This window comes from Pseudomonas sp. ICMP 10191 (genome assembly GCF_001467335.1).
Classification (GTDB): Bacteria; Pseudomonadota; Gammaproteobacteria; order Pseudomonadales; family Pseudomonadaceae; genus Aquipseudomonas; species Aquipseudomonas cerasi.
The window spans coordinates 23,528-48,335 of sequence record NZ_LKGW01000157.1 but is presented as its reverse complement, the minus strand read 5'-3'; the positions used below and the strand labels follow the sequence as shown (position 1 = coordinate 48,335).

Annotated in this window: 22 protein-coding genes and 2 pseudogenes; 2 read left to right on the top strand and 22 right to left on the bottom strand. The window is 55.9% G+C overall.

From position 1 onward, the window contains the following. Nucleotides 1-13 precede the first annotated feature (13 nt). From AO388_RS30440 to AO388_RS23400, 5 genes and pseudogenes are all read right to left on the bottom strand, one after another. Nucleotides 14-745 (bottom strand): annotated as a pseudogene (locus AO388_RS30440) (cache domain-containing protein); the annotation flags it as partial. A gap of 215 nt (nucleotides 746-960) precedes the next feature. Further along, nucleotides 961-2,280, bottom strand: coding sequence for a sensor histidine kinase (locus AO388_RS23415; protein ID WP_058417271.1), 1,320 nt, complete (start codon nucleotides 2,278-2,280; stop codon nucleotides 961-963). Beyond that, nucleotides 2,277-2,945: a response regulator transcription factor gene (locus AO388_RS23410; protein WP_003349419.1), complete on the bottom strand. Its 669-nt coding sequence runs from the start codon at nucleotides 2,943-2,945 to the stop codon at nucleotides 2,277-2,279. Before AO388_RS23410 ends, AO388_RS23415 begins: the two co-directional genes overlap by 4 nt. Next, complete coding sequence (locus tag AO388_RS23405; RefSeq protein WP_003371701.1) at nucleotides 2,945-3,253, bottom strand: PepSY domain-containing protein; 309 nt, start codon at nucleotides 3,251-3,253, stop codon at nucleotides 2,945-2,947. The genes AO388_RS23410 and AO388_RS23405 overlap by 1 nt, the downstream gene beginning before the upstream one ends. Beyond that, complete coding sequence (locus AO388_RS23400; RefSeq protein ID WP_003371699.1) at nucleotides 3,253-3,561, bottom strand: PepSY domain-containing protein; 309 nt, start codon at nucleotides 3,559-3,561, stop codon at nucleotides 3,253-3,255. The genes AO388_RS23405 and AO388_RS23400 overlap by 1 nt, the downstream gene beginning before the upstream one ends. Before the next feature lie 383 nt (nucleotides 3,562-3,944). On the opposite strand from AO388_RS23400, the gene AO388_RS23395 reads away from it, so the two are divergent. Continuing rightward, the gene (locus tag AO388_RS23395; protein WP_058417270.1) at nucleotides 3,945-5,129 is read left to right on the top strand and encodes a tyrosine-type recombinase/integrase; all 1,185 of its coding nucleotides are present in this window, start codon (nucleotides 3,945-3,947) and stop codon (nucleotides 5,127-5,129) included. A 79-nt stretch (nucleotides 5,130-5,208) separates the two neighbouring features. Here the strand turns inward: AO388_RS23395 and AO388_RS23390 are convergent. Together AO388_RS23390 and AO388_RS23385 are read right to left on the bottom strand one after the other, a co-directional pair. After that, nucleotides 5,209-5,439 (bottom strand): annotated as a pseudogene (locus AO388_RS23390) (Y-family DNA polymerase); the annotation flags it as partial. Nucleotides 5,440-5,913: 474 nt separating this feature from the next. Further along, a complete protein-coding gene (locus AO388_RS23385) occupies nucleotides 5,914-8,781 on the bottom strand; it encodes a DNA methyltransferase (protein WP_058417268.1) in 2,868 nt (955 codons plus the stop codon). Nucleotides 8,782-9,891: 1,110 nt separating this feature from the next. On the opposite strand from AO388_RS23385, the gene AO388_RS23380 reads away from it, so the two are divergent. Continuing rightward, complete coding sequence (locus AO388_RS23380; protein WP_058417267.1) at nucleotides 9,892-10,386, top strand: Hcp family type VI secretion system effector; 495 nt, start codon at nucleotides 9,892-9,894, stop codon at nucleotides 10,384-10,386. Between the two features lie 73 nt (nucleotides 10,387-10,459). Here AO388_RS23380 and AO388_RS28075 read toward each other — a convergent pair whose 3' ends face one another. The 15 genes from AO388_RS28075 to AO388_RS23315 all read right to left on the bottom strand — a co-directional run bounded on the left by AO388_RS28075 (nucleotide 10,460) and on the right by AO388_RS23315 (nucleotide 24,808). Beyond that, the gene (locus AO388_RS28075; RefSeq protein WP_080484270.1) at nucleotides 10,460-10,783 is read right to left on the bottom strand and encodes a hypothetical protein; all 324 of its coding nucleotides are present in this window, start codon (nucleotides 10,781-10,783) and stop codon (nucleotides 10,460-10,462) included. Further along, entirely contained in the window at nucleotides 10,783-11,427 is a 645-nt protein-coding gene (locus AO388_RS23375; protein ID WP_058417266.1) for a hypothetical protein, read from the bottom strand. Before AO388_RS23375 ends, AO388_RS28075 begins: the two co-directional genes overlap by 1 nt. Nucleotides 11,428-11,516: 89 nt before the next feature. Next, nucleotides 11,517-12,311, bottom strand: coding sequence for a DNA adenine methylase (locus tag AO388_RS23370; protein WP_058417265.1), 795 nt, complete (start codon nucleotides 12,309-12,311; stop codon nucleotides 11,517-11,519). Nucleotides 12,312-12,491: 180 nt separating this feature from the next. Further along, nucleotides 12,492-13,037: a glycoside hydrolase family 19 protein gene (locus AO388_RS23365; protein WP_058417264.1), complete on the bottom strand. Its 546-nt coding sequence runs from the start codon at nucleotides 13,035-13,037 to the stop codon at nucleotides 12,492-12,494. Between the two features lie 44 nt (nucleotides 13,038-13,081). Beyond that, on the bottom strand, nucleotides 13,082-14,122 hold the full coding sequence (locus tag AO388_RS23360; RefSeq protein ID WP_058417263.1) for a phage late control D family protein: 1,041 nt from the start codon (nucleotides 14,120-14,122) through the stop codon (nucleotides 13,082-13,084). A gap of 76 nt (nucleotides 14,123-14,198) precedes the next feature. Further along, the gene (locus tag AO388_RS23355) at nucleotides 14,199-14,405 is read right to left on the bottom strand and encodes a tail protein X (RefSeq protein WP_058417262.1); all 207 of its coding nucleotides are present in this window, start codon (nucleotides 14,403-14,405) and stop codon (nucleotides 14,199-14,201) included. Beyond that, nucleotides 14,380-15,225: a phage tail protein gene (locus AO388_RS23350; RefSeq protein ID WP_058417261.1), complete on the bottom strand. Its 846-nt coding sequence runs from the start codon at nucleotides 15,223-15,225 to the stop codon at nucleotides 14,380-14,382. Before AO388_RS23350 ends, AO388_RS23355 begins: the two co-directional genes overlap by 26 nt. An 8-nt stretch (nucleotides 15,226-15,233) precedes the next feature. Then, complete coding sequence (locus AO388_RS23345) at nucleotides 15,234-18,224, bottom strand: phage tail tape measure protein (protein WP_058417260.1); 2,991 nt, start codon at nucleotides 18,222-18,224, stop codon at nucleotides 15,234-15,236. 27 nt (nucleotides 18,225-18,251) lie between these two features. After that, entirely contained in the window at nucleotides 18,252-18,374 is a 123-nt protein-coding gene (locus AO388_RS29950) for a hypothetical protein (protein WP_269085767.1), read from the bottom strand. Next, nucleotides 18,364-18,684, bottom strand: a complete 321-nt coding sequence (locus tag AO388_RS23340) for a phage tail assembly protein (RefSeq protein WP_058417259.1) — start codon at nucleotides 18,682-18,684, stop codon at nucleotides 18,364-18,366. The genes AO388_RS29950 and AO388_RS23340 overlap by 11 nt, the downstream gene beginning before the upstream one ends. A gap of 9 nt (nucleotides 18,685-18,693) precedes the next feature. Next, nucleotides 18,694-19,197, bottom strand: a complete 504-nt coding sequence (locus AO388_RS23335) for a phage major tail tube protein (RefSeq protein WP_004663012.1) — start codon at nucleotides 19,195-19,197, stop codon at nucleotides 18,694-18,696. 12 nt (nucleotides 19,198-19,209) lie between these two features. Continuing rightward, nucleotides 19,210-20,382: a phage tail sheath subtilisin-like domain-containing protein gene (locus tag AO388_RS23330; protein ID WP_058417258.1), complete on the bottom strand. Its 1,173-nt coding sequence runs from the start codon at nucleotides 20,380-20,382 to the stop codon at nucleotides 19,210-19,212. A gap of 119 nt (nucleotides 20,383-20,501) precedes the next feature. Then, nucleotides 20,502-21,077: a DUF4376 domain-containing protein gene (locus AO388_RS23325; protein ID WP_058417257.1), complete on the bottom strand. Its 576-nt coding sequence runs from the start codon at nucleotides 21,075-21,077 to the stop codon at nucleotides 20,502-20,504. A 3-nt stretch (nucleotides 21,078-21,080) separates the two neighbouring features. Then, complete coding sequence (locus AO388_RS30115; protein ID WP_058417256.1) at nucleotides 21,081-24,206, bottom strand: phage tail-collar fiber domain-containing protein; 3,126 nt, start codon at nucleotides 24,204-24,206, stop codon at nucleotides 21,081-21,083. Next, entirely contained in the window at nucleotides 24,203-24,808 is a 606-nt protein-coding gene (locus AO388_RS23315; RefSeq protein ID WP_046235080.1) for a phage tail protein I, read from the bottom strand. Before AO388_RS23315 ends, AO388_RS30115 begins: the two co-directional genes overlap by 4 nt.

The following is a 24,808-nucleotide window of genomic DNA, read 5'->3' as shown; positions in this document are numbered from 1 at the left end:
CATGAATCTTGTCGACAAACCTGTTGAACGAGCCTGCCAGATCACCGAGCTCGTCATTGCTGGTAATCACCAGCCGACGAGTCAGGTCGCCTTCACCTGCCGCGATGTCATCCAGACTGTTTTTCATCAGGCCGAGCGGGCGCAGCAAAGTGCCTGTCAGCACTATTCCGATGATGCCGATAATGACCAAGACCAGAACAGTAATGCCGAGAATGCTGTAGAGCATCTCCTTCAAGCGTGCCTCGACACCCTGCCTGACCACGGCGACCTGAGCATCGATGCCATCGATATTGACGGCAGAGCCGATGACCAGATCCCATTTCGGCAGATAATCCGTATAGCCGATCTTGGGGACCGGTTCAGTCTTGCCAGGCAGGGCCGACGAGTACATTACATAGTGGGTGCCCGCCTTGCCGACCGCCACCAACTCGCGATTGATATAGACGCCGTTCGCATCACGGGCATCAGCAAAACTTTTGCCCACACCGTCAGGGCTGTTGCTTCTGAAAATCCGGATCACCTGAGAGTCGTAGCCAAAGATGTAACCATCCTTGCCGTAACTGACCGAGGAAAGCAGCTTGATAGCGTTGGCACGCGCAGCGTCGTCGCCGGGCGCGGCGGCATCGTAAAGTGGTTTGATGGCGGTCATGGCGATAGCAACGTAGTTTTGCAACGTTGCCTTGGCCTCGTTGAGTAAGCGCTCTCGCGTATCGCTGACCTCTCGCTCGGCCTGCCGATGCAGCATGAATACGGTCGTAGCGCTGATCACCAGCGCAAACATCAGAACCGGCAGGACTGCCAGCGACAGAACCTTGGCTTTCAGACTGAGACGCATAGGATTGGCCTTATGGTTATTTTTATAAGTCAGAGGTGCCCAATCAGGTTATCGGCACTCTCCGATGGACATTAAGACCTGTCGTGCCTTTTGTATGAAGACGCTGAACGATACTGGCTGACGCCCTAGGGGGCAGTCCGCTCGGGCAGGTCGATGCGTACCCGAAGCCCACCTGCCGGGCTCTCCTGCAGTTGCAGTTGACCGCCCCATGCCTCGACGATATCGCGCACGATACCCAGCCCCAGCCCGTGGCCGGTAATCTGCTCGTCAAGACGAGCGCCACGGCTGAACACTTCTGCGCGTTGCGCCTCCGGAATACCGGGTCCATCGTCATCCACCAACAGGCAGAAGCCCTGATCCTGACTGAGAATGTCCAGACGCACCTCGCTGTCGGCCCATTTGCAGGCATTGTCCAGCAGGTTGCCGAGCAGCTCGAGAATGTCCTCCCGATCCCACGGCAGATATGTGCCCGCCTCCACATCGTTGATCAATTGGAGATGAGCACCATGGATCATGCCCAGCGTGGAGAAAAGCCCGGGCAGTTCGGCGTCACAATCGAAGCGGGCTCCCGGTAGAGCGTCACCGGAGAGACGTGCGCGATTGAGCTCGCGCTCCAGACGCAGGCGGATATTTTCCAGCTGCTCCTGCAAGGTCCTGCGCAATCCAGGGTTGGCGTCCAATTGTCCGCTGAGGGCCAGGCTGAGCAAGACCGCGAGCGGTGTCTTCAAGGCATGTCCCAGATTACCCAGTGCGTTACGTGAGCGTTTCAGGCTGTCCTCGGTATGCGCAAGCAAGTGGTTGATCTGCGCCACCAGCGGCTCGAGTTCGAGGGGAACCTGGTTGTCCAGTTGTGAACGCTGGCCCTGCTGGAGCTGAAAAATCTGCTCGCGAACGGTTTCAAGCGGGCGAAGCGCTCTTCGCACGGTGATGCGTTGCAATACCAGCACCAGGATCAGCGCGGCCAGCCCAAGTCCCAGCCCGATCTGCTGCATGAGGCGAAAACTCGCCCTGACCGGTGTGTAATCCTGTGCGACGGTGATTGAAACCTCTTTGCCGAACTTGCGGTATTCGCTGGTCAGCATCAACAGCGATTGCCCGGTCTTGCCGAGCTCAAGATTGGCATGCAAACCTACCCCGGGCTGGGGCAACTCGAAATCCCACAGGGAACGGGAGCGCCAGTGCCCCTGCGGCAAGTCCATCCGGAAGTAATGGCCGGACAGTGGACGCTGATAGGCACCGGACAAGCGATGGTCATCCAGTTGCAGGCCGGCAGGACCTCGCACCAGCGCTACCAGCAGGTTTTCACTCTCGTTGCGCAGACCTGACTCCAGGTAGCGCTGCAGGCCCACTTCGAACAGCCAGAGACTGGTCTGCGCCATCACCAGACCGACAACGACCATGACGGCGATCAGCCCCAGACTCAGACGTCGCTGTATGGATTTCAACCGCCGGCTCCGCCGTACAGATAGCCCTGACCGCGGCGTGTCTCGACGACTGCGCGGCCCAACTTGCGCCTCAGGTGATTGACATGGACTTCGATGACATTGGAATCACGCTCGTTTTCGCCATCGTACAAATGCTCTGACAGATGGCTTTTCGAGAGAATCTGTCCAGGGTGCAACATGAAATAACGCAGCAGACGAAACTCTGCCGAGGTGAGCTGGATATCCACGCCGTCCCGGCTGACGCATTGACGGCCTTCATCCAGATTAAGACCGGCGGATTCCAGCGTGGGCTGGTTGGCCAGCCCGTGCGAACGTCGCAGCAATGCCTGAATACGCAACTGCAGTTCTTCAGGATGAAAAGGCTTGGTCAGGTAATCATCGGCACCTGCCTTCAAGCCTTCTATGCGCTCTGACCAGGAGCCGCGCGCGGTCAGAATCAACACGGGGGTCGCCAGACCTTTGCTGCGCCATTGCTGGAGAACCTCAAGCCCTGGCATGCCAGGCAGCCCCAGATCCAGAACGATCAGGTCATACGGCTCGCTTGCGCCTTGATGAACCGCATCGCGCCCGTCGGCCAGCCAGTCGACCGCGTAGCCTTGACGCCCCAGCGCAGCGAGCAGCTCATCGGCAAGGGGAACATGGTCTTCAACCAGTAGCAGGCGCATCAGTCATCTTCCTCGTCTTTCAGCAATCGGCTATCACGCGCATCGAACTTGAGCTCGCGGACAACGCCCTCAGGGGTCAGCAATTCAAACTCATACACGTACACATTATTCTTTTCCTCTAGCTCGGCCTCGAGCAGACGAGAGCCCGGATGAAGGCCCATCGCGCGCTCGATGAACTGTTCGAGAGGCAGGATGACCCCGCGCTGACGCAAACTGAGCGCTTCATCCTGATTCAGATCTCTGGCATACACAAAAGAGCAGGTCAGGCTCAAACCAAGGATGACACAGAGACGCTTGTCGACATTCATTAGTTATCCTGATGATTCCTGTAGACCTGGCCCGTGGCGGCGTCTATTTCGAGGACCCACTCAATACCCTGTTTGTCACGCAGCTCGACATTGTAAACGTACCTGCCGTATATGTTCTTGAACTGCGTGCCGATAATACTGGCATCGGGGTGTTTGCTCAGCGCTTTGGCATCTAGTGTCTCAGCCGAATGAAGCGTACCTGCATCACTGAGGCGCAGCACTTCCTGCGGGTCGACGCCGTACGCCTGAATGAAACAGGACGTCAAAACCAATGTGAGGGCCGCCAGCAGGGTAGTCAGCGTTTTCATAGAGGGTATCCATAACGATCGGTGCTTCTATGGCGCCCACCTTAACCGGTACAACTTAACTCAAACTGAATAGATCTGGCCGAGTGCCATCAAACACTCTGACAGGTTCACCCTTGCATGGAGTTTCAGGCCATTGCTGTTAAACTCGCAGATTGCATTTATCGCGTCAGCGATCGCCATTTTTCCGGGGCCAATACACAGTGGAAATCTTCAAAATTTCCCCATCCAGTTCCTGCTCCTGACCACCCCATCCCAAAAATCAGTCATTCCCCCTTATTTATAAGGCTTTAGCGTACCACCTTGTACCACTGTTAACCTTCCCTGCCTAAACGAAATAGTACATCATTCAGTACATTTCATAGGATCAGTCTGAGGATGTACTGGTGGCACTGACAGACACTGCTGTACGACAAGCTAAGCCGAAAGACAAGGCGTACACGTTGCCCGATTCCCTTGGGCTGAGCCTATACGTCGCACCCACCACGATTAAGAGCTGGCATTTCCGCTTCACTTGGCTGGGCAAACAGGTTCGTATTTCGTTGGGCACATACCCAGAAATCGGCTTGAAAGAAGCGAGGATGAGGCGTGATGAAGCGCGCGAAGAGGTAGCGCTTGGAATAGACCCCCGCGAATCAAGGAAAGAAAAGAAGACACTGCTCATAAACGCTCAGGGACATACCCTCCGCCGCGTTTACGAGGAATGGCTGGCATTCAGGAAAGGATACTTGAAGCCTGGATCACTGCGGATTATCAGTAATTCAATGGAGCTTGACTGGCTCCCTGCCTTCGGTAATCGCCAGATGAGCTCCATCACTCGTTCAGAAATTGTCAGCGTAATTCGCCGAATTGAAAAACGAGGTTCTGTCACAACGGCCGTGAAGACCCGGCAGCGGTTGGGCCAGATATTCCGGTACGCGATCGCCACAGGGATCGTGGATACCAATCCAACCTTGGAAATGCATACCGTCACAGAGCGTATCACCCTTCAGCGCCACTTTCCGTTCTTGCCGTTTAACGAGTTGCCGAAAACGATCTCCACTATTTTGGGATGCTCTGCTGGCCAGCAGTACAAATCCGCCTTCATGATGATGATCTACTGCGCATCCCGCCCAGGAGAGGTGCGGCACGCCATGTGGAAGGAGATCGATTTCGACAATGCCACTTGGACGATTCCGGCCGGCAAAATGAAGATGCGCCGCGACCACGTCGTACCGCTGCCCAAGCAGGCGATTGAACTGCTGACGGCCATGCTGCCGCTAACCGGCCACCTTGAGTACATTTTTGTGCACCGCAGTGACCCGACAAAGCCAGTCAGCACCAACTATGCCAACAATGTAATCGAGCTTTCTGGGTTGACCGGAATTCAGTCCCCCCACGGATTTAGGCATCTGTTCTCTACGGAGATGAATGGGCGTGGATACAACCGTGACTGGATAGAACGGCAGCTAGCACATGCAGATACAAGCCCCATCCGAGACACCTACAACCATGCCACCTATATAGAGCAGCGAAGGGAGATGATGCAGGATTGGGCCAACTTGCTTACTCATGATGTTGTCAGGACGTAACCAGTCTCTGCTTTTTTGCATAGTGCTGACGAACACAACTACAAAGAAGCGGTCAGGATCATGCCACACCCCTGACGTCGACACCACCTGTCTGAGCCAGGAGACGCTTGGCTGTGTGATTCGCAAGCTTAGCCGAGGTTTTGGTCGGAGCGATTTCGACCCCGACAGGTATGCCCGTACACTTGAGGACGGAAGCCCGTATGCGACGACCGAATGCTTTGAGATCCCCTGGGACACCGGTCAAGTCCGCGAACGCTTCGTCGATAACCATGGACTCGATGATCGACATCACGCGCTCGCTCATGTCGCTATTTATGTGGAATAGAAAATCAACCTCACACCCCAGTTACCGCAGGATCTGCATTTGAATTTCCCCAACTAGTGTACTGTTTTCGAAAAAAACCAGCTACTGCCTAACGCAAAATTCAAATTTTATCAATAACTTAGGCTGCAGCTCATGGGTAAATTATTTCGCAGACAGTGCACTAGCAACCTTTATTGGAACTCACGATTAGGCACAACTATGCTTAGGACTAACAACCGCACCCTTTGAATGGTAAGGCTTGATCAGAACTCAGCCCACAGCCGACTTTCCCACTCGGAAAAGTCGGCCAGCAGTGGACATTCGGCATCATCTGCACCACAAGCCGCTGTGCTTAAACAGGGTTAAGTTTGAGCGCGGCGAAGGGCCCCCCGAACAAGTCATATTGAGGTGCGCTGCCCCTTGTAATTTAGGGGGGATTCCAGCTGGCTCATCGAGCAAAAAAACTTGTTCGCAGGTTCCCTAGGCAAAGCCGTCAAGACCGTAGGCATCCCCCGATAGCAATTTTTCAGGGTTAACGTACTTATTAGGGATGCCTGGCCCAGTGACGTTTTGGCTCAAGCTGATCCGATGTGATACATCCAAATTCAAATCGTACAGGTTAGCGAGAGTATTCCCGCCCGACTTGAACCCGTAAGCTTTAATAACGGCGGCATCTAAAGCTTCCTGCGCTATCTTCAGCGGATTCTTACCAGGAAGGTCGAGAGTTTTATAGAGTTTCCTTAACCCGCCAGTCACTCCGTTAACTGCCTTATGTTGAACTTCACGTAAGGCGCGTCCGGCGGATGCCACTGCTTCTACATCTTTGGCACTCGGCTCTTGGGGCCATGGAAACGTTTCAAAAACAGATTCAGCAGTGTAACGGAGTCTCTCGGTAAGATTAGAGCATTTCGCCACAAACCACTCTGCATGCGCACTTGATTGCAAAATGCCAAAGCTATAATCATCAGCTAGTGCGAACACCTGCAAGGCGTCGCCAGGGCGTAGGTCAGAGCTAACAAAAAAGAACAATGGGCGTTTGGTAACACGGGAACACGCTAAGTATCTCGGGATTCCTGCGATGCTTGTTAATAACTCTTTTCGAGCACGCCAGTGTCTCCACCAGTAGTCTATTGATGTGGAACGCTCTGAATCCTCTGCTTTCCCAAGGATGTCGGGAAGTACAGTATCTTTCAAATGGCCAAATAGTTTTTTTGATTTCGCCGCAGTTGTGATATCTGCATCTCCGAAGTCGATAATATGTCTGTACACGGATCGCCCGGCGAGCAAATCATCCCCAATCACATAGGGACTTAATAAGTGTTGTTCGTCTGCTGGTATGCTTTGTCTTTGAGCTTCGCGCATGAGAAACCCTTTATGCCCCGGAGTGATACCTTGGCAAACAACTACATCATCATTGCATATAAGCTTCAGCGCGCCGCCTAAATCAACCTTGTCGGAAAGTGAGGCGTTGATAAAGTCGACCTCCTTAATGCCTAGCTCGAAGTCTTTACTTGCATGCCCTGTTCCGCGAGCTTTTTTTGTTTTTGAACCGCTAGATTTTAATTTGTACCAAAGCCGCTTTTTGGTAGGAATAAGCGACGTATCATGAGTTTTGATCCAGTTTGCAATCGAAACGCTAACATTTGCTTCTCCAGACCATGGTTGATTATCTACAGCCTCAATAATTGTACCGCTGGAGCAGATAACATCCAAACCGCCCTCTCGACTAGCATTACTCCGGATATTTTGAGTTCCGACCAATCCTGCACGACCAGAATACCAATTATTTCGTTCACAATTGGTCAGGTGCGCTTCAGACCGACTAAACCAATAAACACAGAAATCAGCCATCCCGGGGATTTCCGGATAGGCCTTACGCAATCTCTTAACGTAGGCACTCCCTTGTTTAGGCTTTAACAGTTTTGCCCCAAGAAATGGCGGGTTTCCGATAATTACATCAACCTCAGGCCAAGTAGTTCGCTCGTCATCCTCGGTCAACAAAGCATCTACAGCCAAGAAATTCGAGTCTAAGTTATCCAATGGAAGAGCTTGTTCATGGACGTGCAGTTCGTCGATTGCGAGCTTGTGAGCAAGCATCATAGTTACTTTAGCCAACTCGATCGCAAAAGGATTTATATCTAAACCAAAGAAATTTCTACTTGTCACAAACCCTAGGGTACGCTGAGAAGCGTCTATGCTCTTGTACTCCCCCATTCGCTCATAGATTCTCGCCTCAAGCCTTTTTATTTCTCTATAGGCGGTATACAAGAAGTTTCCCGAACCGCATGCTGGATCTAGAACCTTGAAATTTTCAATATCTCTCAGAAGAACGTCAAGCTCTTTAAGTGTTTTCGCCGTTTCGATTTTTGCTCGCCAAGGTTCAACAATAGTAGGCCCGACGACCTTCATGATATCAGCAGGGCTAGTATAATGCGCACCGAATGCCCTACGTTCGTCGGCATCCATACTGTGCTCGAAGATAGCCCCAAAAATCTCCGGGCGAACCCGCGACCAATTAAATTTAGCAGCCTCTCTAAGCAGTAGGACCTGCTCTTCTGAGAGCTCAATTCTTGTTGGAATGGCAAATAAGCCACCATTAAAATATGGCACCCCCTTATATCGGCCTGCCGCTGTAATCCCTGGGGTATTCATTTCGGTAAACAGCTGGCCGATGTAGTCATGTGCTTTCGCAGGCGTGGTGCAGTCGTCAAGGAGTCGGGCAAAAAAGTATTTTTCAAGAAGCCCAATATCCTCTGCAAAAAGCGCCATAAGTACTTGTAGCGTAAAGCGCTGAGCCAACGGTCGAGGGACATTGTCTTTAATTAAAGAACGAAACAGCTGTACTAGCTTGTCCGCCGCTTCACGAGTAACCGTTTCCTGGTGATTTCCGAATAAAGGAATCTCTTCCTTCTTAAATAGAAAGGCAAGAGGACTAAACCTTTCAGAAAGATCTGTGAGATACACCTTATCTACAGGGCTATCCATTTGAGAATTAAAATCATAAACCCAAAACTCATCAAAATTACATAACACTACATACGTCGGTCGGTTCGGAACGAGCCTTGTCCAATATGTAAATGCCTGCGCGTAATGCTTTGATAGGTCCTCACCACGTTTTTTCATTTCAACCAGAACTACGGGCTTCCAAACGAGGTCAGCAAAGCTCGTGCCTTTATTCTCGTTTTTTACTCGCATTTCGCATGTAGCGCCTGCTTCCTTGAAGCCATCGTGTCCAAACGCCCTGAAAAGCTGGTCAAGAAATATTTGAGCCTCGCCTTTCTCATCCCCTTTGATGTGCTTTGAGCACCACTCTACAAAATTTTTTAATAGCATTTCTTTTTGTTGCATAACAATAACGTCCTGTAATGGATGTTGTGACATAAAACTACTCTTCATATGCCCGAGCATCTGCGGCAAAGCAAATAGCCATCATTCTAGCTCGGATGGCCACATACGTCCGCTGAAAATTAGAAGCGCCCTTCAAAATACACCTCAGACGTTAAGAAGCCTATGCCATGTAGGCTTAAGAAGGATCAAACCATCTTGGTCGGAAGCCACCTTCAATCGGATCACAGAGGTACGGCAAGGCTTAAATCTCTACTCAGCTATGGCCTGAGATAACCGCTGCCCGGGCCAACCCGAACCAAAAATTTTAAGATTCGGTCGACATTATTGGGATTTTCCTTCGCCTGGCGTGAATGTTTGAAGAGGTTGCGCCCAGCATTCACCTGACTTCTCGAAGGCTGACAGACTTTGATCACCGCTTCCATCTGCAGGCGATCAATCAAGTTGAGGTCCGTATCACTCCGGTCGAAGGATCATCACCTAGCTGACTGCCCTCGACACGAAGGGCTCCAATGGATCGTCTTCTGCCGGTCATGATCAAGAAACGTGCTGGTCGAATCCGGCCCAAAGGACTGGTCAGGTCGAATGCAAACGGGCGGGCAAGTCTGAGCAACCACCCAGCCAGAAACTCGATTGCCGCGCGGTGTACTGCCACGCCCCTCCATGCCTGATCCTTGGAACCACATGGATAGCGGATGGGCAAAGTCCGATTAACGTGGTCGACACCACCTCAAAAATAAAAAAATGTGAAAAAGTTACTCAGCCTAAGCGCCTGTATTCTCTAGAAAAATCGTATATAACTGTTAGTAAAGCCTCGGAAGCATTGCAGTCAATCAGCGCGAATACCGGCTCATGCTTTTCCATGACGGCGCATGCTGTAATTGCGCGGGAGTGCTGCACGCCAGTTGACGAGTTTGAGTGGTACACGGTTGGTAAGGCTGTGGGCAATGTGCGGAATCAAGGGCAGGATCTTATCCGCCCCTACAGCGACGCGGCCTAAATGAAACGGAGTATTTGCAGCTAGCTCTCCGGGAGCAGGTGTAACCATGCTGGCAAACGGTGGGCTCCGTAAGCTACGCTAAGCTCTCAATTTTTTTAAAGCAGGAAGCTGATATGTCTTTTGACGCATTTATGCAGGTGGACGGTGTAGAGGGCGAATCTCTTGATGACGGCCACAAGGGCTGGGTAGAGCTGCTGTCCTATCACTACGACGCGGTTCAGTCGATCAGTACAACTGCTTCTTCTAGCGGCGGCGCGACTGCAGGGGGCGTGACCCTGGGCGACTTTAGAGTGAGTAAATATATAGACAGAGCAACACCGAAACTATTTGAACTTTGCTGCCGAGGTTCGCACATTAACAAAGTAACTATTCGCGTACACCGTGCAGGCACCGAAAAATTTAAATATTTAGATATCGTTCTTGAAGAAGTTTTGATATCAACCGTTAGCGGCAATGGCGCGGAGCATGCTGGCTTTCCTGTAGAAATGATTACACTCAATTATGGCCGCATAAAATTCGAATATTCTCAGCAAAGGCGTGCCGACGGAGGGAATGCTGGTATCGTTTCAGGGGGATGGGATAGGACCGCAAACAAACCATTTGCGTAATCAAAAGCATTATCGACTCAATGGCATTGCTTAACAAATAAAGGTCCGCCCAAAAACTGGGCGGACTTTAGAATCACCTAAACAAAAGCAAAGTAGCACCAAGTAGAATAACTGTAACTATTGCTTCTTTTCGAGAAAGCAAAAAGAAAATAGCCAACTGCACAACGACAGCTATAGTTGCGACCACGCCCCGAAAAACCGCTCTATCATTAGACTCATCTTGGATGGGGAAGGATAAATTATCAGGTGATGGCGCGAGATCGGGTGATGGCGCAAGCATACTAGGGTCCATCCAATCATATTCAGAACCCTGAAAAAGCACATACATTAGCAAACAGAAAAAATAAATACCGTATAAAAACACTCGTAGCAATACGCTTTTAGCTTTCATATTTATCACATCATAAGCTGATTGAGATGACGCCAGGAATTGACGATGAAATTGCCATAACTCATATCTTTTTTTATCTCATCCAAGGACCAACTCGTTCCTCGATTATACCTAGCACCGATGATTCGTACCTCCTCTATTCCAATGGTAGAAAAGTGATCATAATCAGCGAGCATACGTATGTGCTTTGCTGCAATATCAATATTATAAACATCAATCTCAATACAGTTAGCCAAGCTCCGGAACTGACTGGAATCCATCTCATCGGGATTCATCCCTAACGTAATGGCTGCCGTTCGAAGCTGGATGCTGACCCAACCAAAACTGGTCTTGGCTGGGGGATTAGTCAGCACGCTTGACACATTGCCCAAGCGGTCAAAAGTTCTGACTTCGAAGCCAATCCTATCCACAATATTTGGATCCCCACCTACTTCGATCCAACATACTCCTGCCAGCAACTCAATAGGAAGCGAATACTTGGCTGCCGCCGCCTTTATATATAATTTGTTATGAACCAGCCAAGCATCTTTAAATCTTCGCAAGTAGCCGGGACCACCGCCCCACCGCTCCGGCCATCCCTTCCAAATGATTACATCAAGCAGGGTCCAAGTGGGACTGTTGTTTGATTCGGGCGTGCAAAATTCGTCCATACGTTCATCCATGACCAGCTTGCAAAACCATACTCTAGCATTAACCTTTGCCGTAAGTGCAGTCACTAGTGGCCAACCTCGGACAAAAATCAGAATAACCCCCCCAGCGCCGCAGGCTCCCAATTCATGATAATCAGCTCACCACTGACATCAGCCTTTCCCTGTCTCTGGTTGGCCGTGCTGTAGCGAATGTTGACCGTTTCAAAATGGAAGCCTTCAAACACCCGCCGTATGTCAGGGTGATCGTTGATGCTCACCATCACCTTCCCCTTGCACCGCCGCATGAAGTCAGCCATCCGCTCGTAATTCTCAAACGGAAAATCCACACCGTACCCAGCCGTCTGCCAGTACGGCGGGTCCATGTAGTGGAACGTGTGAGGCCGGTCGTAGCGCTCGGCACATTCGAGCCACGGCAGATTCTCCACGTACGTACCTGACAACCGCTGCCAAGCCGCAGAAAGGTTTTCCTCGATCCGCAGTAGGTTGATGGCCGGGCCGGTCGTGGCAGTGCCAAACGTCTGCCCGCTGACCTTGCCTGCGAAGGCGTGGTGCTGCAGGTAAAAGAACCGGGCGGCGCGCTGGATGTCGGTGAGGGTTTCGGGGCGGGTCATCTTCTGCCACTCAAACACCTGGCGCGAGCTGAGTGCCCATTTGAACTGGCGGACGAACTCTTCAAGATGGTTTTGGACGACGCGATACAGCGTCACTAAGTCTCCGTTGATGTCGTTTAGGACTTCAACGGGGGCGGCCTGGGGGCGCATGAAGTAGAGGGCCGCACCGCCAGCGAACACTTCGACGTAGCATTCATGGAGTGGGAAAAGCGGGATGAGGCGGTCGGCCAGGCGGCGTTTGCCGCCCATCCAAGGGACGATGGGTGTGGACATAAATAGCAAGACCTTTACTGTATATATAAACAGGTGCTAGGCTCGCTCCGCTTTGTGCACGAAGCGGGAGCCTTGGCTGGACTTGCAGGGGTAATCTGCGGGAACAGTGACCAGTCGCGATGTTGGCGCATCTCGACTGGTCGCTCTTTTTCAATCTGCTGCGTTATTTCTTCAGCTCAATCAGACCAGTACCTTCATGGCCCGCTCGTAAAGCGCCTGACGGTCGGCAAGGCCATTTGTGCCACCGTTGATCCGTTTGGTAATTGTCAGGAAGTCGCTTCTATCTGCGAAGGTATTGAGCCCAGCACGGTGCCAGAACCAAGCAGCTGACATGGCGGCATGCTCCGGACGCTCGAGGAGTTCAGGTTGCTGTAGCAGATCCAGGCCCAATGCCTCACCGCACTCCGCGTAGTTCGCCCGCCCGGTAATTTGAATAAGCCCCCTGCCCCGATATAACTGACCGTCGCCGTCGTCCTCTGGCGTGTTGCCCAGGCGTTCGGCGAGCCGCCCGGTATCGTATTTTTCGAGGTAGGCATCACTGCCCAATTCCCGCACGTAGCGAAGCTGGCCAGACTCATGGCCCACCTGCGCCAGGAAGGCAGTGATACGCAGCTTCGTAACGATGGCGTATTTGCTCATCGCAACGTTTAAGACAGGAACAAAAACGCCAGCTCGGGAGCTGGCGTTGGGGAGGATCTGCAGCAACTGCTGCACAGTAATCGACATTCAGACATCTCCTGAATAAAGATGGTTTGTGATGGAGGTGATGGTCAGAGCTGCACGACCTTGACTGGTTTTTTCGCTTTCTTTTTGCCTTTGGCTTTTGCCTTGCCCTTGTTGCCACCATTGCACTCGGCCATGGTGGACCAGCCAGCTTGGGTAAATACCTGTTCGACCGAATCGGTCAGGTACTCGCCATCAAGCCCCTCCTTGAACCCCTGCACGCTGATCATGCGCTCCGCGAAAAGGTCAGTACGCCCGACCATTTCAAGACGGATGCCTGCAGTGCTGCGATTGAAAGCCGCAAGACGCGCTTTCGCGGCCTGCTCTGCTGCAGATTTGTTGGGGTAGATATGCCGGTCGGTATGAACAGGCGGGAGACCGTCCGGAGCCGTGTCGTTATTGAGGGTCACGATCTGGAGCTTCCCGGTCTTCTTGTCCTGATGCTTCGTCGACACGGCTTTGTGTGTCGAACGATCACCCAGTCTGAACTGCCATCGACTGACGTCCTGGCGCGTGATGGACAGAACGCCAAACGCTTTTCCGGATGCGCTGACTCCCTCTTGCCTGGGCATGACGAGCAACTTGCCGTCGGCGACCTTGGCAGTGCAGTCGTACTTTTTTGCCAGCCGTGTGATGAAGTGGTAATCCGACTCGTTGAGCTGGTCAGCCCGTGGGACCTTTGTCGCTACGTTGCAGGCTGAGGCCCAGCCATTGCGTGCGGCAATGTCGCTGACAATCTTGGACAACGGCACATCCTCCCAGCTACCGCTGCGCGTGGTCTTACCACTTCCACGCATGCTGCTGGCCTTGCCTTTGATGACCATTGTGTCAGGGGGGCCAGACACCTCGATCTCATCAATGGTGTACAGGCCGATCTTGGTCAGCTTCTGGCCGTCATAGCCCAGATAAACCTCAACATCTGCCCCCCTCGATGGCAATACCACTGCACCGTCGCGATCATCAATGCGCAGCTCGAATTCGTCTGAGTCCATGTCGGGCTTGTCAGTGGTACGCAGCTGGATCAATCGGTCGTTGATGAGCGCCGTAATGTCGGTGCCGTCGGCAACGATCCGGAAAGTTGGTTTCATGCGCAGACACCAAAAGAAAGCCCCGCACTCGGCGGGGCTGGGCAAAAGGAAAGGTTCGTTACGCGTAACGCCGAGTTCAGCCCCAGAGCATCACAGTGTCATCGGAGGATGCGGGAAGGTCCGGCAGAGTGATAATCAGCCCCACCCGAAAGGGTTGAACCTCATCGGCCAGGCCCTGATTGGCATCAAGCACGGCCTCCACAGAGCCGTTCAAATGGCCGTAATGGTTGAAACAAAGGGTATCGAGGATATCCCCGTCAGACGTTCTGCATATCGTCGCCATAGCGTGTGAACTCCAGCGTGAACGCCTGCTTGCGAGGGATACCCCCTTGCATCAGAGCGCTCTGATCTTCCTGAATTTTCTTCAAGCACCAGTTACCCAGCACTGCCCCATACCCTGTGGTCAGCGCCAGAGGCACGCCCAGACCTGCGATGCCACGCAAGGTGTCGAGCTGTTTGATCCCGCCTTTGACGTTGGGGAACACCGCCCCCTTGAGCGTCAGTGACTCATCACCCATACCGATGTTCTGCTGTGCCGGTCGACGCGTGAGACGCTCTTGCGATGCCCAGCGGAACTCACTGGAACGGCTCAGTTCGTCGAACGCAGCGGTGTCCAGATTGAAGTAGTACGGCTCGGCCTTCGCGCTCAGCGGTTGCAAGATCAGCAGATGTTCAAACGGTTTGACCGCCTCGGCGGCCGGGGTTTTCTGCGCGGCAAATGACGAGCTAGGCACCACGTTGGCCAACGCGGGGCTGATACTGCCTGCCACTTTATTGATGGCCGTCCCGGCTTTTGCTGCCTGCTCCTTGAGCACTCCCAAGCGCTCGTCAATCTGCGTTGCCGCCCTTGATGCACGACTGTAGGTCGACACGACAGCCCCGACCTTTGTCTGGGCCGCGTTGACACCCCGCATCACGCGTTGAAGCTTGGCCCCGATTGCGGGCCCCACGCCGGGCAGGCCCTCAATCTCGGCGGCTGCACCGCTGATTTCGCTGATCGCACCATTGACCGGCGAGAGCATGCCGTCCAGATCGCGACGGCCTGATTCGCCTGCCGCCACCAGGTACTTCATTCCCGACTGCAGTTGTTCCATGTAAGCCATATATCCCCCTACTCGACATGCGGAGCATCAAACAGATTCGACCGTTGCGACTGCTGTGCAGAATCGCGCATAGCCCGCTGAATCATCGGCTCCAGATCGCGCATCAGTTGCTGCGGATCTTTCACATCACCTTGAACGGTCAGTTGGATAGGTGCATGAATCGAAACCTGCTGTTCGTACTTGGGTGTCGGCATCTTGGGCGCGTCGGGCTTGATGACAATCGGCGCGGCAGGACTTGCTGCCGGTTTTTCCGTCATGGCCCGGCCTACATCCCCCATCAACGGCCCACTCGGGGCCAGCGCTGGAACTGGACCCCGAGCCATCAGCGGCACGCGGTCGTTATCGAAAGCCCTCGCCGTCGCGCCCAGCGTGGGCACTGCCGGACCAGGCAACGCGGCCGGAACCGACGGCGCAGCCAGCAACGACACCGGCTTGTTCTCTTTCTCCGGCGTGCCAAACAGCTCTTTGCCCAACAAGCCGCCGACCTCACCGCCGCCCCAAGACCCCAGGGCACCGCCAATGGCCGCGCCTATCGCCGTGCCCACGACCGGCAAAATCATGGTGCCAATCGCCGCTCCGGCCGCAGCACCGCCCCAGCCGCCCAACGCAGAGCCCGCGACCTCAGTAGCCCCTTCCAGTTTCTTCTCGACAGGGTCATCCGACTGATACAGCTCGACGGCTTTCAGGCCAGCACTGATCACCGCTTCGCCTGGCAAGACTTTGGCCTTACCTGCCATCTTGCCCAGCAAAGGCATAATGCCTCGCTCAGCAGACGGCGGAAGTGGCGGCACGGGGATATATAGACGCGGGGCCGGACGAATCCGAAGGGCGTCGGCCGGACGGGGTGGCACTGGCCGAATGCGCGGTTCACCAGCTGGACGCGGTGACACTACGGGCGGCCGAGACGCAGAGCCTGCGCGACGACGTGCACGGGCTGCCCGACGCCCTCTGCGCGGCGTATCGCGCTGGCCCGGAACACCTGATGAGGTTCCTATCTCAGAGGCGTTGACCACGAACACGCGCTGCAGCCCGTCCCCGTCGCCAGAACCATTGGAGCCGCCATCTGAATCGCCACCGGCCTCCAGCGTTTCGCGGTAAGCCTCCAACGCCGTGAACCCAACCCCGAGCAACCCTTTGGGCCTTTTAGTCTCACCGTCTGCATCAGAGCCTTTGGCTTCCTCGTCCTTGGCATCATCACCTTTGGCTTCATCCGGCTTGTCCTTGTCGACCAGCTTCGCACCTGCCTTGGACGCTACTGTCAGGCCAAAGCCCAGCAGCGCAGCGACACGCGCTTTGCGCCCAGAGGCTGCGGCACCAGGCGCGGTCGCTGCGGTGCTGCCAACACCTGCAGCTTTTGCGTTGGTCACAAAAACCTGCTGGACCTTCCCCGATCCGCCGCCGACCGATCCTCTGGCAAGATTCATCAGGCCCTTGCCGATTTTGAATGCACCGAAGGCTGACTTGGCAACCAGCAGAGCCCCGATGGCTCCCGTTAGTCCCATAGCCAGGTTCGGCATCTTGTCGCTAACAGTCGTGATGCCTTGGGCCACGGTCGTCAAACCTTGCGCCACGGCATCGGTTGCCGGTCTGATCGCATCGCCCACGCTGCGCATGGCATCGTTGGCGGCCTGTGAAAGCTCGGCCCACTTCTGCGACGAGCCTTCCCGGCGCTCGGCCAGGTTCTTGTCGAGAATGCCCGCCGCGTTGCGGGACTGCGATTTCAAATCGTTGTACAGCTGCTTGTTCTGGAGGTACGCGGTAAGCGCCGCCTTGACCTGCATGTCAGCAAAAATGTCGCCGGTTTTCAAAGCCTGCGACAGTGATTCCATCATGGCCTTGGCTTTGGCCGGGTCTGTTTCCTTGCTGATTTTGGCCGTGGCGGCCGCCATTGCCTCGGCTTTTTTCGGGTCCGTCTTCTGGATGTACTGCTGGGCCAATGCCATGCTCGACTCCAGCGTGGACATACCTTTCTGCAGCCCGGTTTGCATCGAGCCTTCGTAATCGATACCGGCCTTTTTGTAGGCATCGACCGTATCCGAAGCACCGATTTTGCCCATCCAGTTTTTCAGGTTGTTGGCCGCCTCGTCAGAGCTGCCCGCCGTCTTCATCTGGACTTGCAGCATTGCGCCGAGCTGCGTCACCGCGTCCATGCCGGTGATACCGATACTGCCCATGTTGGCCAGCAGTTCGGGAAACCACTTGGCCATGTCGGAGGCTTCGAAGCTGCCCGCCTGCCCTTGGTACGCGATGGCTTCCAGAGCCTGCTGCATTTCCTTGGCGTCGGTGATCTTGGCGTTCTGCCCCAGGGCATTGATCATCTTCGCTGTGTCGGTCCCTTCGGAACCCTGACCGACCACGAATTTGGCAGCAACCGGCGCATATTCCAGCGCCTTGCTCAGCTCCATACCGGCACCGACCAGCTGGTTGACCACGTCGGCGACCTGATTGCGCTCCATCCCGGTATCACGGGCAGTCGTGATGATGGTCCGCGACATCTCCGCTTCTTGCGGTTTGTTGGCTATGCCTGCCTTGATCGCAATGTCACGAACAACCGCCCCGAAGTCCGCGCTGATTTTCGTCGGGATCGCCAAGGCACCCGCCGCTACAACGGCTTGACCGACCGAGCTTTTGACGGTCTCCCGTCCCTCGCTCATCTGCCGCCGACCCTTGGCCTGCAGCTCGGCAGAACGAGCCGTGCGGCCCATGTCCTTGTAAGCCTTGCTCAGCCGCCCGACCTCGACGCCCTGCGCTTTCAGGCTGTCGAGGTTTGAATTCAAGCGTGACAGTAACGCGGTCGCACCGGCCTGGCCCGTGGCATGGGCTTTACGCCATTCCTCGCGCAGCTTGATGGTTTCGCCAATCGTACTTTGCAGGACGCGAGCCTTGGCCCCCTTGTCGTCCAGCGCCTTGATACGGCTCTCAACGTCCTTGAAGGCCTTGCCCACGGTCGCGCTGACCGCGCCACCGATGACAAGGCCCAGCTTTAAACTTTCACTCATAGACCACCCGAGGCGTTCAAAGGGGGATCAATCCGTGATCCACCACAGCAGTTCGTTGAACGGCATGGTCAGGATATCGGCAGCGGAAAAACCCGTCTCCGCTGCTACCTTGCGCGCCGCCATTTTCATGGTCTGGGGATTACAGTTCATCCTCTTCGACCAGGCGAAAATAGCCTTCCTGCAGGCGCCGATAATCGCGCTGGGTCATACGGTCCAGATCGTCCTTGCCTGCCTCGATCAGGCTGCAGAACAAGTGGAGTTCGTGGGCCTCGGGGCTGCCATTGGCAGCGGCCGCTGCAGCGCGGGTATCCCTGACGCAAGGTGCGCGCATTGTTACCTTGTCGACTTTCACGGTGTTGATTTCCACCGGGTACTTCAGCGTGATGATCGCGCCTGAATCCGTCAGGACGATCCACGACGGCAGCGGAGTGGTTTCGTTGTTGCCAGTTACTCGAGTCATGTTCGTTCCTTAAAGGCCGAGGGCGGCGCGTTCTGCTGCGAGCTGGTCCACGCCGTCGATCACGCGCACCATGTTCACCATGTCGATCTCGTAAACAACACGACCGTCGACTTCCAGCTTGTAGTAGGAGACGGCGAGGCTGTGCTTGATCTCCGCCACGGTGGCGGGCTTCCACTCGCCCGGATCGACTTCTTTCAACATGCCGCGCAAAGTAGCAACCACCGGTGTGACAACGCCTTTCAGGCCCTTGAAAGAGCCTCTGAATGTGCCGTTGAAGGCGGTCTGATCAGACAGGCCGAAAAATTTCAGCGACTCGCGGCGCACGCCATTGGTCGTGAAGCTGGCTTCCATCTTTTCCAGGCCCATGTCGACCTCGACCGGACCGGCCATGCCGCCGCCGCGGTACTCCTCGGTCTTGAGGGTCATCTTGGGAAGCGTCAGCCCCGGCACGTCACCACTGAAGTTGATACCGTCGACGAACAGGTTCGTGTTGGAGAGGGTTTGCGGAATCATGTAGAGCGCTCCTTAAGCGGCTTCGAGGACTTCGGTCAGCCACTGATTGGTGACTTCAACGCGGAAATTCGGGTTTTCGGCAGGCGGCACGTCGGTGAAGCGAATGTTCCAGTACACCTTGCCCTGCTCCAGCTGGCTGGCAGTGTTCAATTCGGTGTCTGCGTAGACCTCGAAATTGATGATCGCCCCTTGGTTTTTCAGGTCGCGCATGAAGGCTTCCAGGCCGTCTGTCACGTCCTTGACGTAGGTTTTGGTAATCGCGCGGTCGACCGCCCACTTGTGCCCCGCCTGAATCGCGTCCATGACGATGTCGAGCGTGCGGACCCGCGTCACGAACGCCCACTTCGCATCACTGGACAACGTGCGGTTGCCCCAGAGGCGATAGCCGTCGTCGCGAATGATCGTCGCGATATTGGCGTTGTTCAGCAGGTTGGCCCGGCACGTCGCATCACCGGCCAGGTACTCGACTGGACGCGTGGTACCGGTGATGCCGACAAACTCCTTGTTCGACGGCGACGCCCAAAAACCGTACTCGGCGTCAGTCCAGGCAAAGAGCCCGGCGACCCAGGCCGACGCAGGGGCATCGATAGTCTTGCTGGCTATGGTGTCCCAATACTGAACGCCCGGATCTGGCATGAAGATGCGCTTGCTGCCGAAGTTTTTGGCATAGGCTATCGCCGCCTCATCGGTCGTGCCTGGCCCGTCGACAATAGCAATGGCGCGCAGCTTGGCAGCCAGACCATCCATCGCGGTGGCCACGGCCAGCGTGGCCGAATGCTTCGGTGCGATCAGCAGTCGCGGCTGGGCATTGAAAAGACTCTTGCCGTCGATCAGCGCTTGAAGGCCGGTACGCTTGCCAGACGCGAGCACACCGCCGATGACGGCAGAGGTCAGTTCCGCAGCGGTCGAACCTGCCGCCACGCCACATCCAACGATAACGGCCTTGGCACGCGTAAAGATCGCTTGGCAGGCCTTGGTGATCGGAGCGTCTGCGCCCCAGGCCGCAATGGCCTCGCGCTCACTGGTGATCATTTTCAGCTCGTTGACGGCTGCCAACTGGGCGACATCAGGCGCGGTACTCGGGGTGAAGACGTCGCACAAACCGATGATCGAGGACGACGGCAGCGCGATGGTGCGCGCCCCGGTATCAACGGTCGTCATGGTGATGCCGTGAAAGAAACTCATAGAGCCAATCTCCAGATATGGAAAAGCCCCGCGTAGCGAGGCCAAAGGGAAAATAGAACGGGAACGAAAACGCCCCGGTTATGGGGCGCTCAGGAAGGACAGCGATACAGCGCCGACTCCTATTTGGTTGGCCAGCTCGATGACTGGACCTGCTCGACGATCACAGCCTGTCGAATGCGCTCCTCAAGCGCTGCTTTGCGCGTCAGTGCGGCATTGCGCGCACTCAACGAATCATTGCCCACCGCCTGCACTTGTGATGCCGTGTGCATGCGGTAATCCCCTGCACCCTTTGCGTCGACGCACCAGACTGGTGTTTCCCAGCTTTCGGCCGGGGCCGACAGCGAGGACAGCACGGCCGCCATCAAATTGGACTGATCAGTCGCTTGCGATGGATAGGTGTGAGGCTCGCCCAGCGCACTGCTGATAAAACCGCCGACGATGGCAGCAGCGCATGCGCTGCTAATCTCGACCAGCTTGCTGGCCTTGATTTGGTCAAGATTGACCGGCACAACAGGCAGGGTGCTGCTCAGCACATGGTTTTCATCCACCCAGCGTGGTTGGTGCGCGCTGGCTTCCCACTCGTCCTGAGAGAGCGTTACCAACAGATCCGCGTCAGGCAGGATGCAATCCAGAGCCTCGGTGTCAAACCAGCCGATCACCTCGCGGGTGATCGGGTCGAAGTAGGCGTAACGCATTGATTAATACTCCAGAATCAGAACGCCAGGGAGTCCGGGACTCCCAGCGCCACCGTTAGCCGTGCTGCCTGCGGAGCCATACCCTGCGCCACCGCCACCGCCACCGCCGCCAAAACCACTACCGGTACGACCGGTACCACCAGCACCCGCACCGGCGCGACCGCGACCACCGGCCGTACCAAACGGGCCAGGACCACCAGGGCCGCCGTCACCCCCCAGGTACTGCCCACGGGCATCGGTTCCGTCAGAGCCACCGCCAGCCCCCAAGCTGGCCGCAGAACCACCAGCGCCGGTGGTAATGTCGCCACCTGCCCCTCCGCCACCAGCCGCGAGCGCCAGCAAGGTGCCGAAACGCGTTACCCCTCCGGCCCCACCATTTTTCCCGGCCGTGCCGCTTCCCGCCGTCGCTCCCGCCGCACCGCCCCCGCCGATTGTGATCGCGTAGACAGTTCCCGGCACAACAGTGATCGGTTCCGCAATCACAAACTGACCGGCGTTTCCACCACCGCCGCCTCCCGCCCCCTGCTGCGATAGCCCGCCACCGCTGCCACCCCCACCACCGCCAGCGCTCGCAGACACCCAAACCATCGTGACGCCGTCCGGGCAGGTCCAACTGCCGTTTGCGGTAAAGCGAACTATCGATTTCAGTCGGCTCATTTCCGAACGCAGAAACTCGGCATTTACGATCTGTTTGGACACATCGCCCGGCGCAGGTGTGGGAGCGGTCGGAGTCCCGATAAGCGCCGGGCTGTCGACGCGGGCCAGTTGCATCATGGAACAGCGATTGACTGCCCAGTACGAAGTCCCGCTGGACGCCAGTTCGATCATTTCAAACGGCGCGAGCACCAACGTCAGACCGCTTACGCCCGTGAGGATATTTCCAGACGGAACGGTCAGCGTGATAGATGCGTTCCCGGCGTTGTTTCGGAACAGGAACGTGGTGCCATCCGGCACAGTGGTCGCCGCTGGGAGCGCGATATTGGCATTGGGCGACGTGATGTTGAACCAGCATCCGTTTTGCGCTGGGCTAACCGAATAGGTAGAAGCCGACACCCCAACACCCACACCGATAAACTTCCGCGCCCAGCTGCGCACAAAATCTTGCGTTACCAGCTGATTGCCCGCCGTATTCGTTTCCGGCGTAGGACCTTTCGGCGTGCCTTTGAAAACAGGCGAGTCCGCCGTTAACAGCTCGGTGAACACTGGCCCGTTACCACCCACCGCAGCGGATGCAGTCCAGGTTTTGCCGGTAGAGAAATCGGTGAAAATACCGCTGTAGCCGTTGGAGTTATCCCGACGCCCCGTAATGCACCACATGCCATAACCCGGCGACCCACCACCCGAATCCAGCGGGACCGTAACGCCATTGAGCTTGCTTGCGCCGACGTTGATATAGCCGCTCCAGCCGCCCGGCTTGGCCCAATCGCTGTTTGACGCAAGCACCAGCGCCACGGGCGCGAGCGTGCCGATGTTGTAGGTGCCGAGGACATTCCACAGCGCCGACATCGTGGCGATTCTGTTACTGCTGTCGACCACCGACGGCGTGGGGGCCGTAGGTGCTCCGGTCAGCGCTGGTGAATCTGTCGGGGCAAACTCGCGCCAAGTGGTCCAGCCACCGGCCGCCTGCGTGCGCCAGAACAGATTTGGGTAGCCGCCCGCTCCTGCCAAGGCCGCAAAAATCTGCAGTGCGCCGCCGTTGTTGTAACGCGCGCAAATCAAGGTCGCATTGGCAGTGGCCGGGATGTTTAAGCCGGTGGAAGCCATGCGGAACATCCCGCTTAAAGGGGCGTCGTTTGCATCCAGCACGAGCGGTGCAGAATCAGTTCCGATGCCAAACAACGCCAGCAAACCACGACTGAAAGCGGTGGTTGAAATACTGGTGTCGTTGTCGGTCAGCGCGGGAGTAGGAGCCCTTGGATCACCCGTAAACACCGGGCTGGCAATGGGGGCCCTTAACGCCAGGGCGTTCATCATCGTGGTCGAGAAATTGGCATCGTTGCCCAGCGCGGCCGCAATCTCGTTGATCTGGTTCAGCGTCTCCGGCGCAGCGCCTACGAGGACCGTAAACAACTGCTGAACAAACGCGGTTGTAGCCAGCTGCTCGTTGTTGGACGACGCGGCTGGAGTGGGCGCTTTCGGGGTCCCTGTCAGCACCGGGCTTGCCAAGTTCGCCTTGGTCGCCAGCGCACTATCGACTTGCGTTTTGGTGTAGACATCCGTCAGGCCATAGCCTGCAACGGTCGTCGGGTTGGTTGCCGCCACCACACGACCATATTTGTCGACGGTGACACTGCGATACGCACCTGGCTCGACGCCTGTTCGGCCCCACACCATCTCAAAGCTCAGGGCCGTAACACCTAAAGAGATAGGCCCGTCCGTGACCAACTGCCAGCCGCTGTCACCGTTGACACTCCCCTGCTCGACCTGCACCAGCAAACCCGGCGTGACGCGCAGGTCGGTGTCAGCATCAGCTGCCCGAGCCCAGACACCGGCAGCCGTTACATAAATGCCGTTCTCACGCGCAGCCGTCTGCTTGATGACCAACACACGACGGCCCGCTGGCACCGCCACACCATCAACGGTCTGCAGGCCGCTCAGGGCGATGTTCGCCGTGGTGGCCACCAGAACCGAATTTTTGAAGTCCTGCCGCGCCAGCTCACTGGTCACAAACTCGCGTGTCGCCAGCACCACGCTAGGGTCAATTTTCAGTTCGACACTGGCCGAGTTGCTGACGATCAGGTTCATCCGCACGACCTGCGTGCGTCCCGAACCCTGCGCCAGCAATGGCTTGAACGACGGCGCGCAGTTTGCAACGGCCACAAGATCGCCATCCGAATCGTACAGGCCTATCTCGCGAATCCATTTGCCACCGACCTCGGCCGGGATGACCTGCTCAGCGATGATGATCGCCGGGTTGGCAGGGTCTTGCGTAAGCTGATTCAGGGGTGCTCGACGCCACTCATTGATCAGCGTTTTTTGTGTGGCATCCGGCTTCGGATCGGTTTCGTTGGCGTCCCCGACACCCATCTGGGTAATCTTCCAGCCGATGCCCAAGGCGTCGGCATTGGCTTGTTTGGCGACGCCGATATTGGTCAGGATGGCGTAAAACTGCGAGTTTTGATCGATCATGAATACACATCCAGGGTGTCGATAGTTTCTTCACGTCCGCCACGGCCGATCACACCCGAGACGACGATGTCTCGCGATTGCGGTGGGTAAACGTCGATGATGTCGCCCTCTTGCACAGAGGCGCTCAGGTAGGTGCTGCCAGTGGTTTCAAGGCTGATGGCAAGGCCGATCAGATGACGGGAGACCGGCTTGGCGTCATCGATCAGCGCCGTCAGCTCTTCGTACATCTGTTCCGTGATGCCGGTATCCAGCACGCCTACTTTCAGCTGGAACGTGCCGGGCTCGCCCAGCGGGTTGAGCTGCCACCATTCCACGATGTCGATCAGATACCCCAAAGGCTCGACCACCCGACGCAACGCGCCGATGGTGCCCTTGTGCGCGTGGACATAGAACGAGGCCTTGACGGCATTACGCTTGACCGGCTCCGACCATTTCTCGTCCCAGCGGTCGACGGACCATGAGGAGGCCAGGTGCGGCAGCAACTCCACCGGACAGGTGTCCGGGTTGTAAAGTGTGCGCAGGGGCACGGGCGTGGCATCGACTATCGCAGCCTCAATGGCACGCTCAAGCTGCGTACTGTTGTTGGGTAATAGACTTTTCAT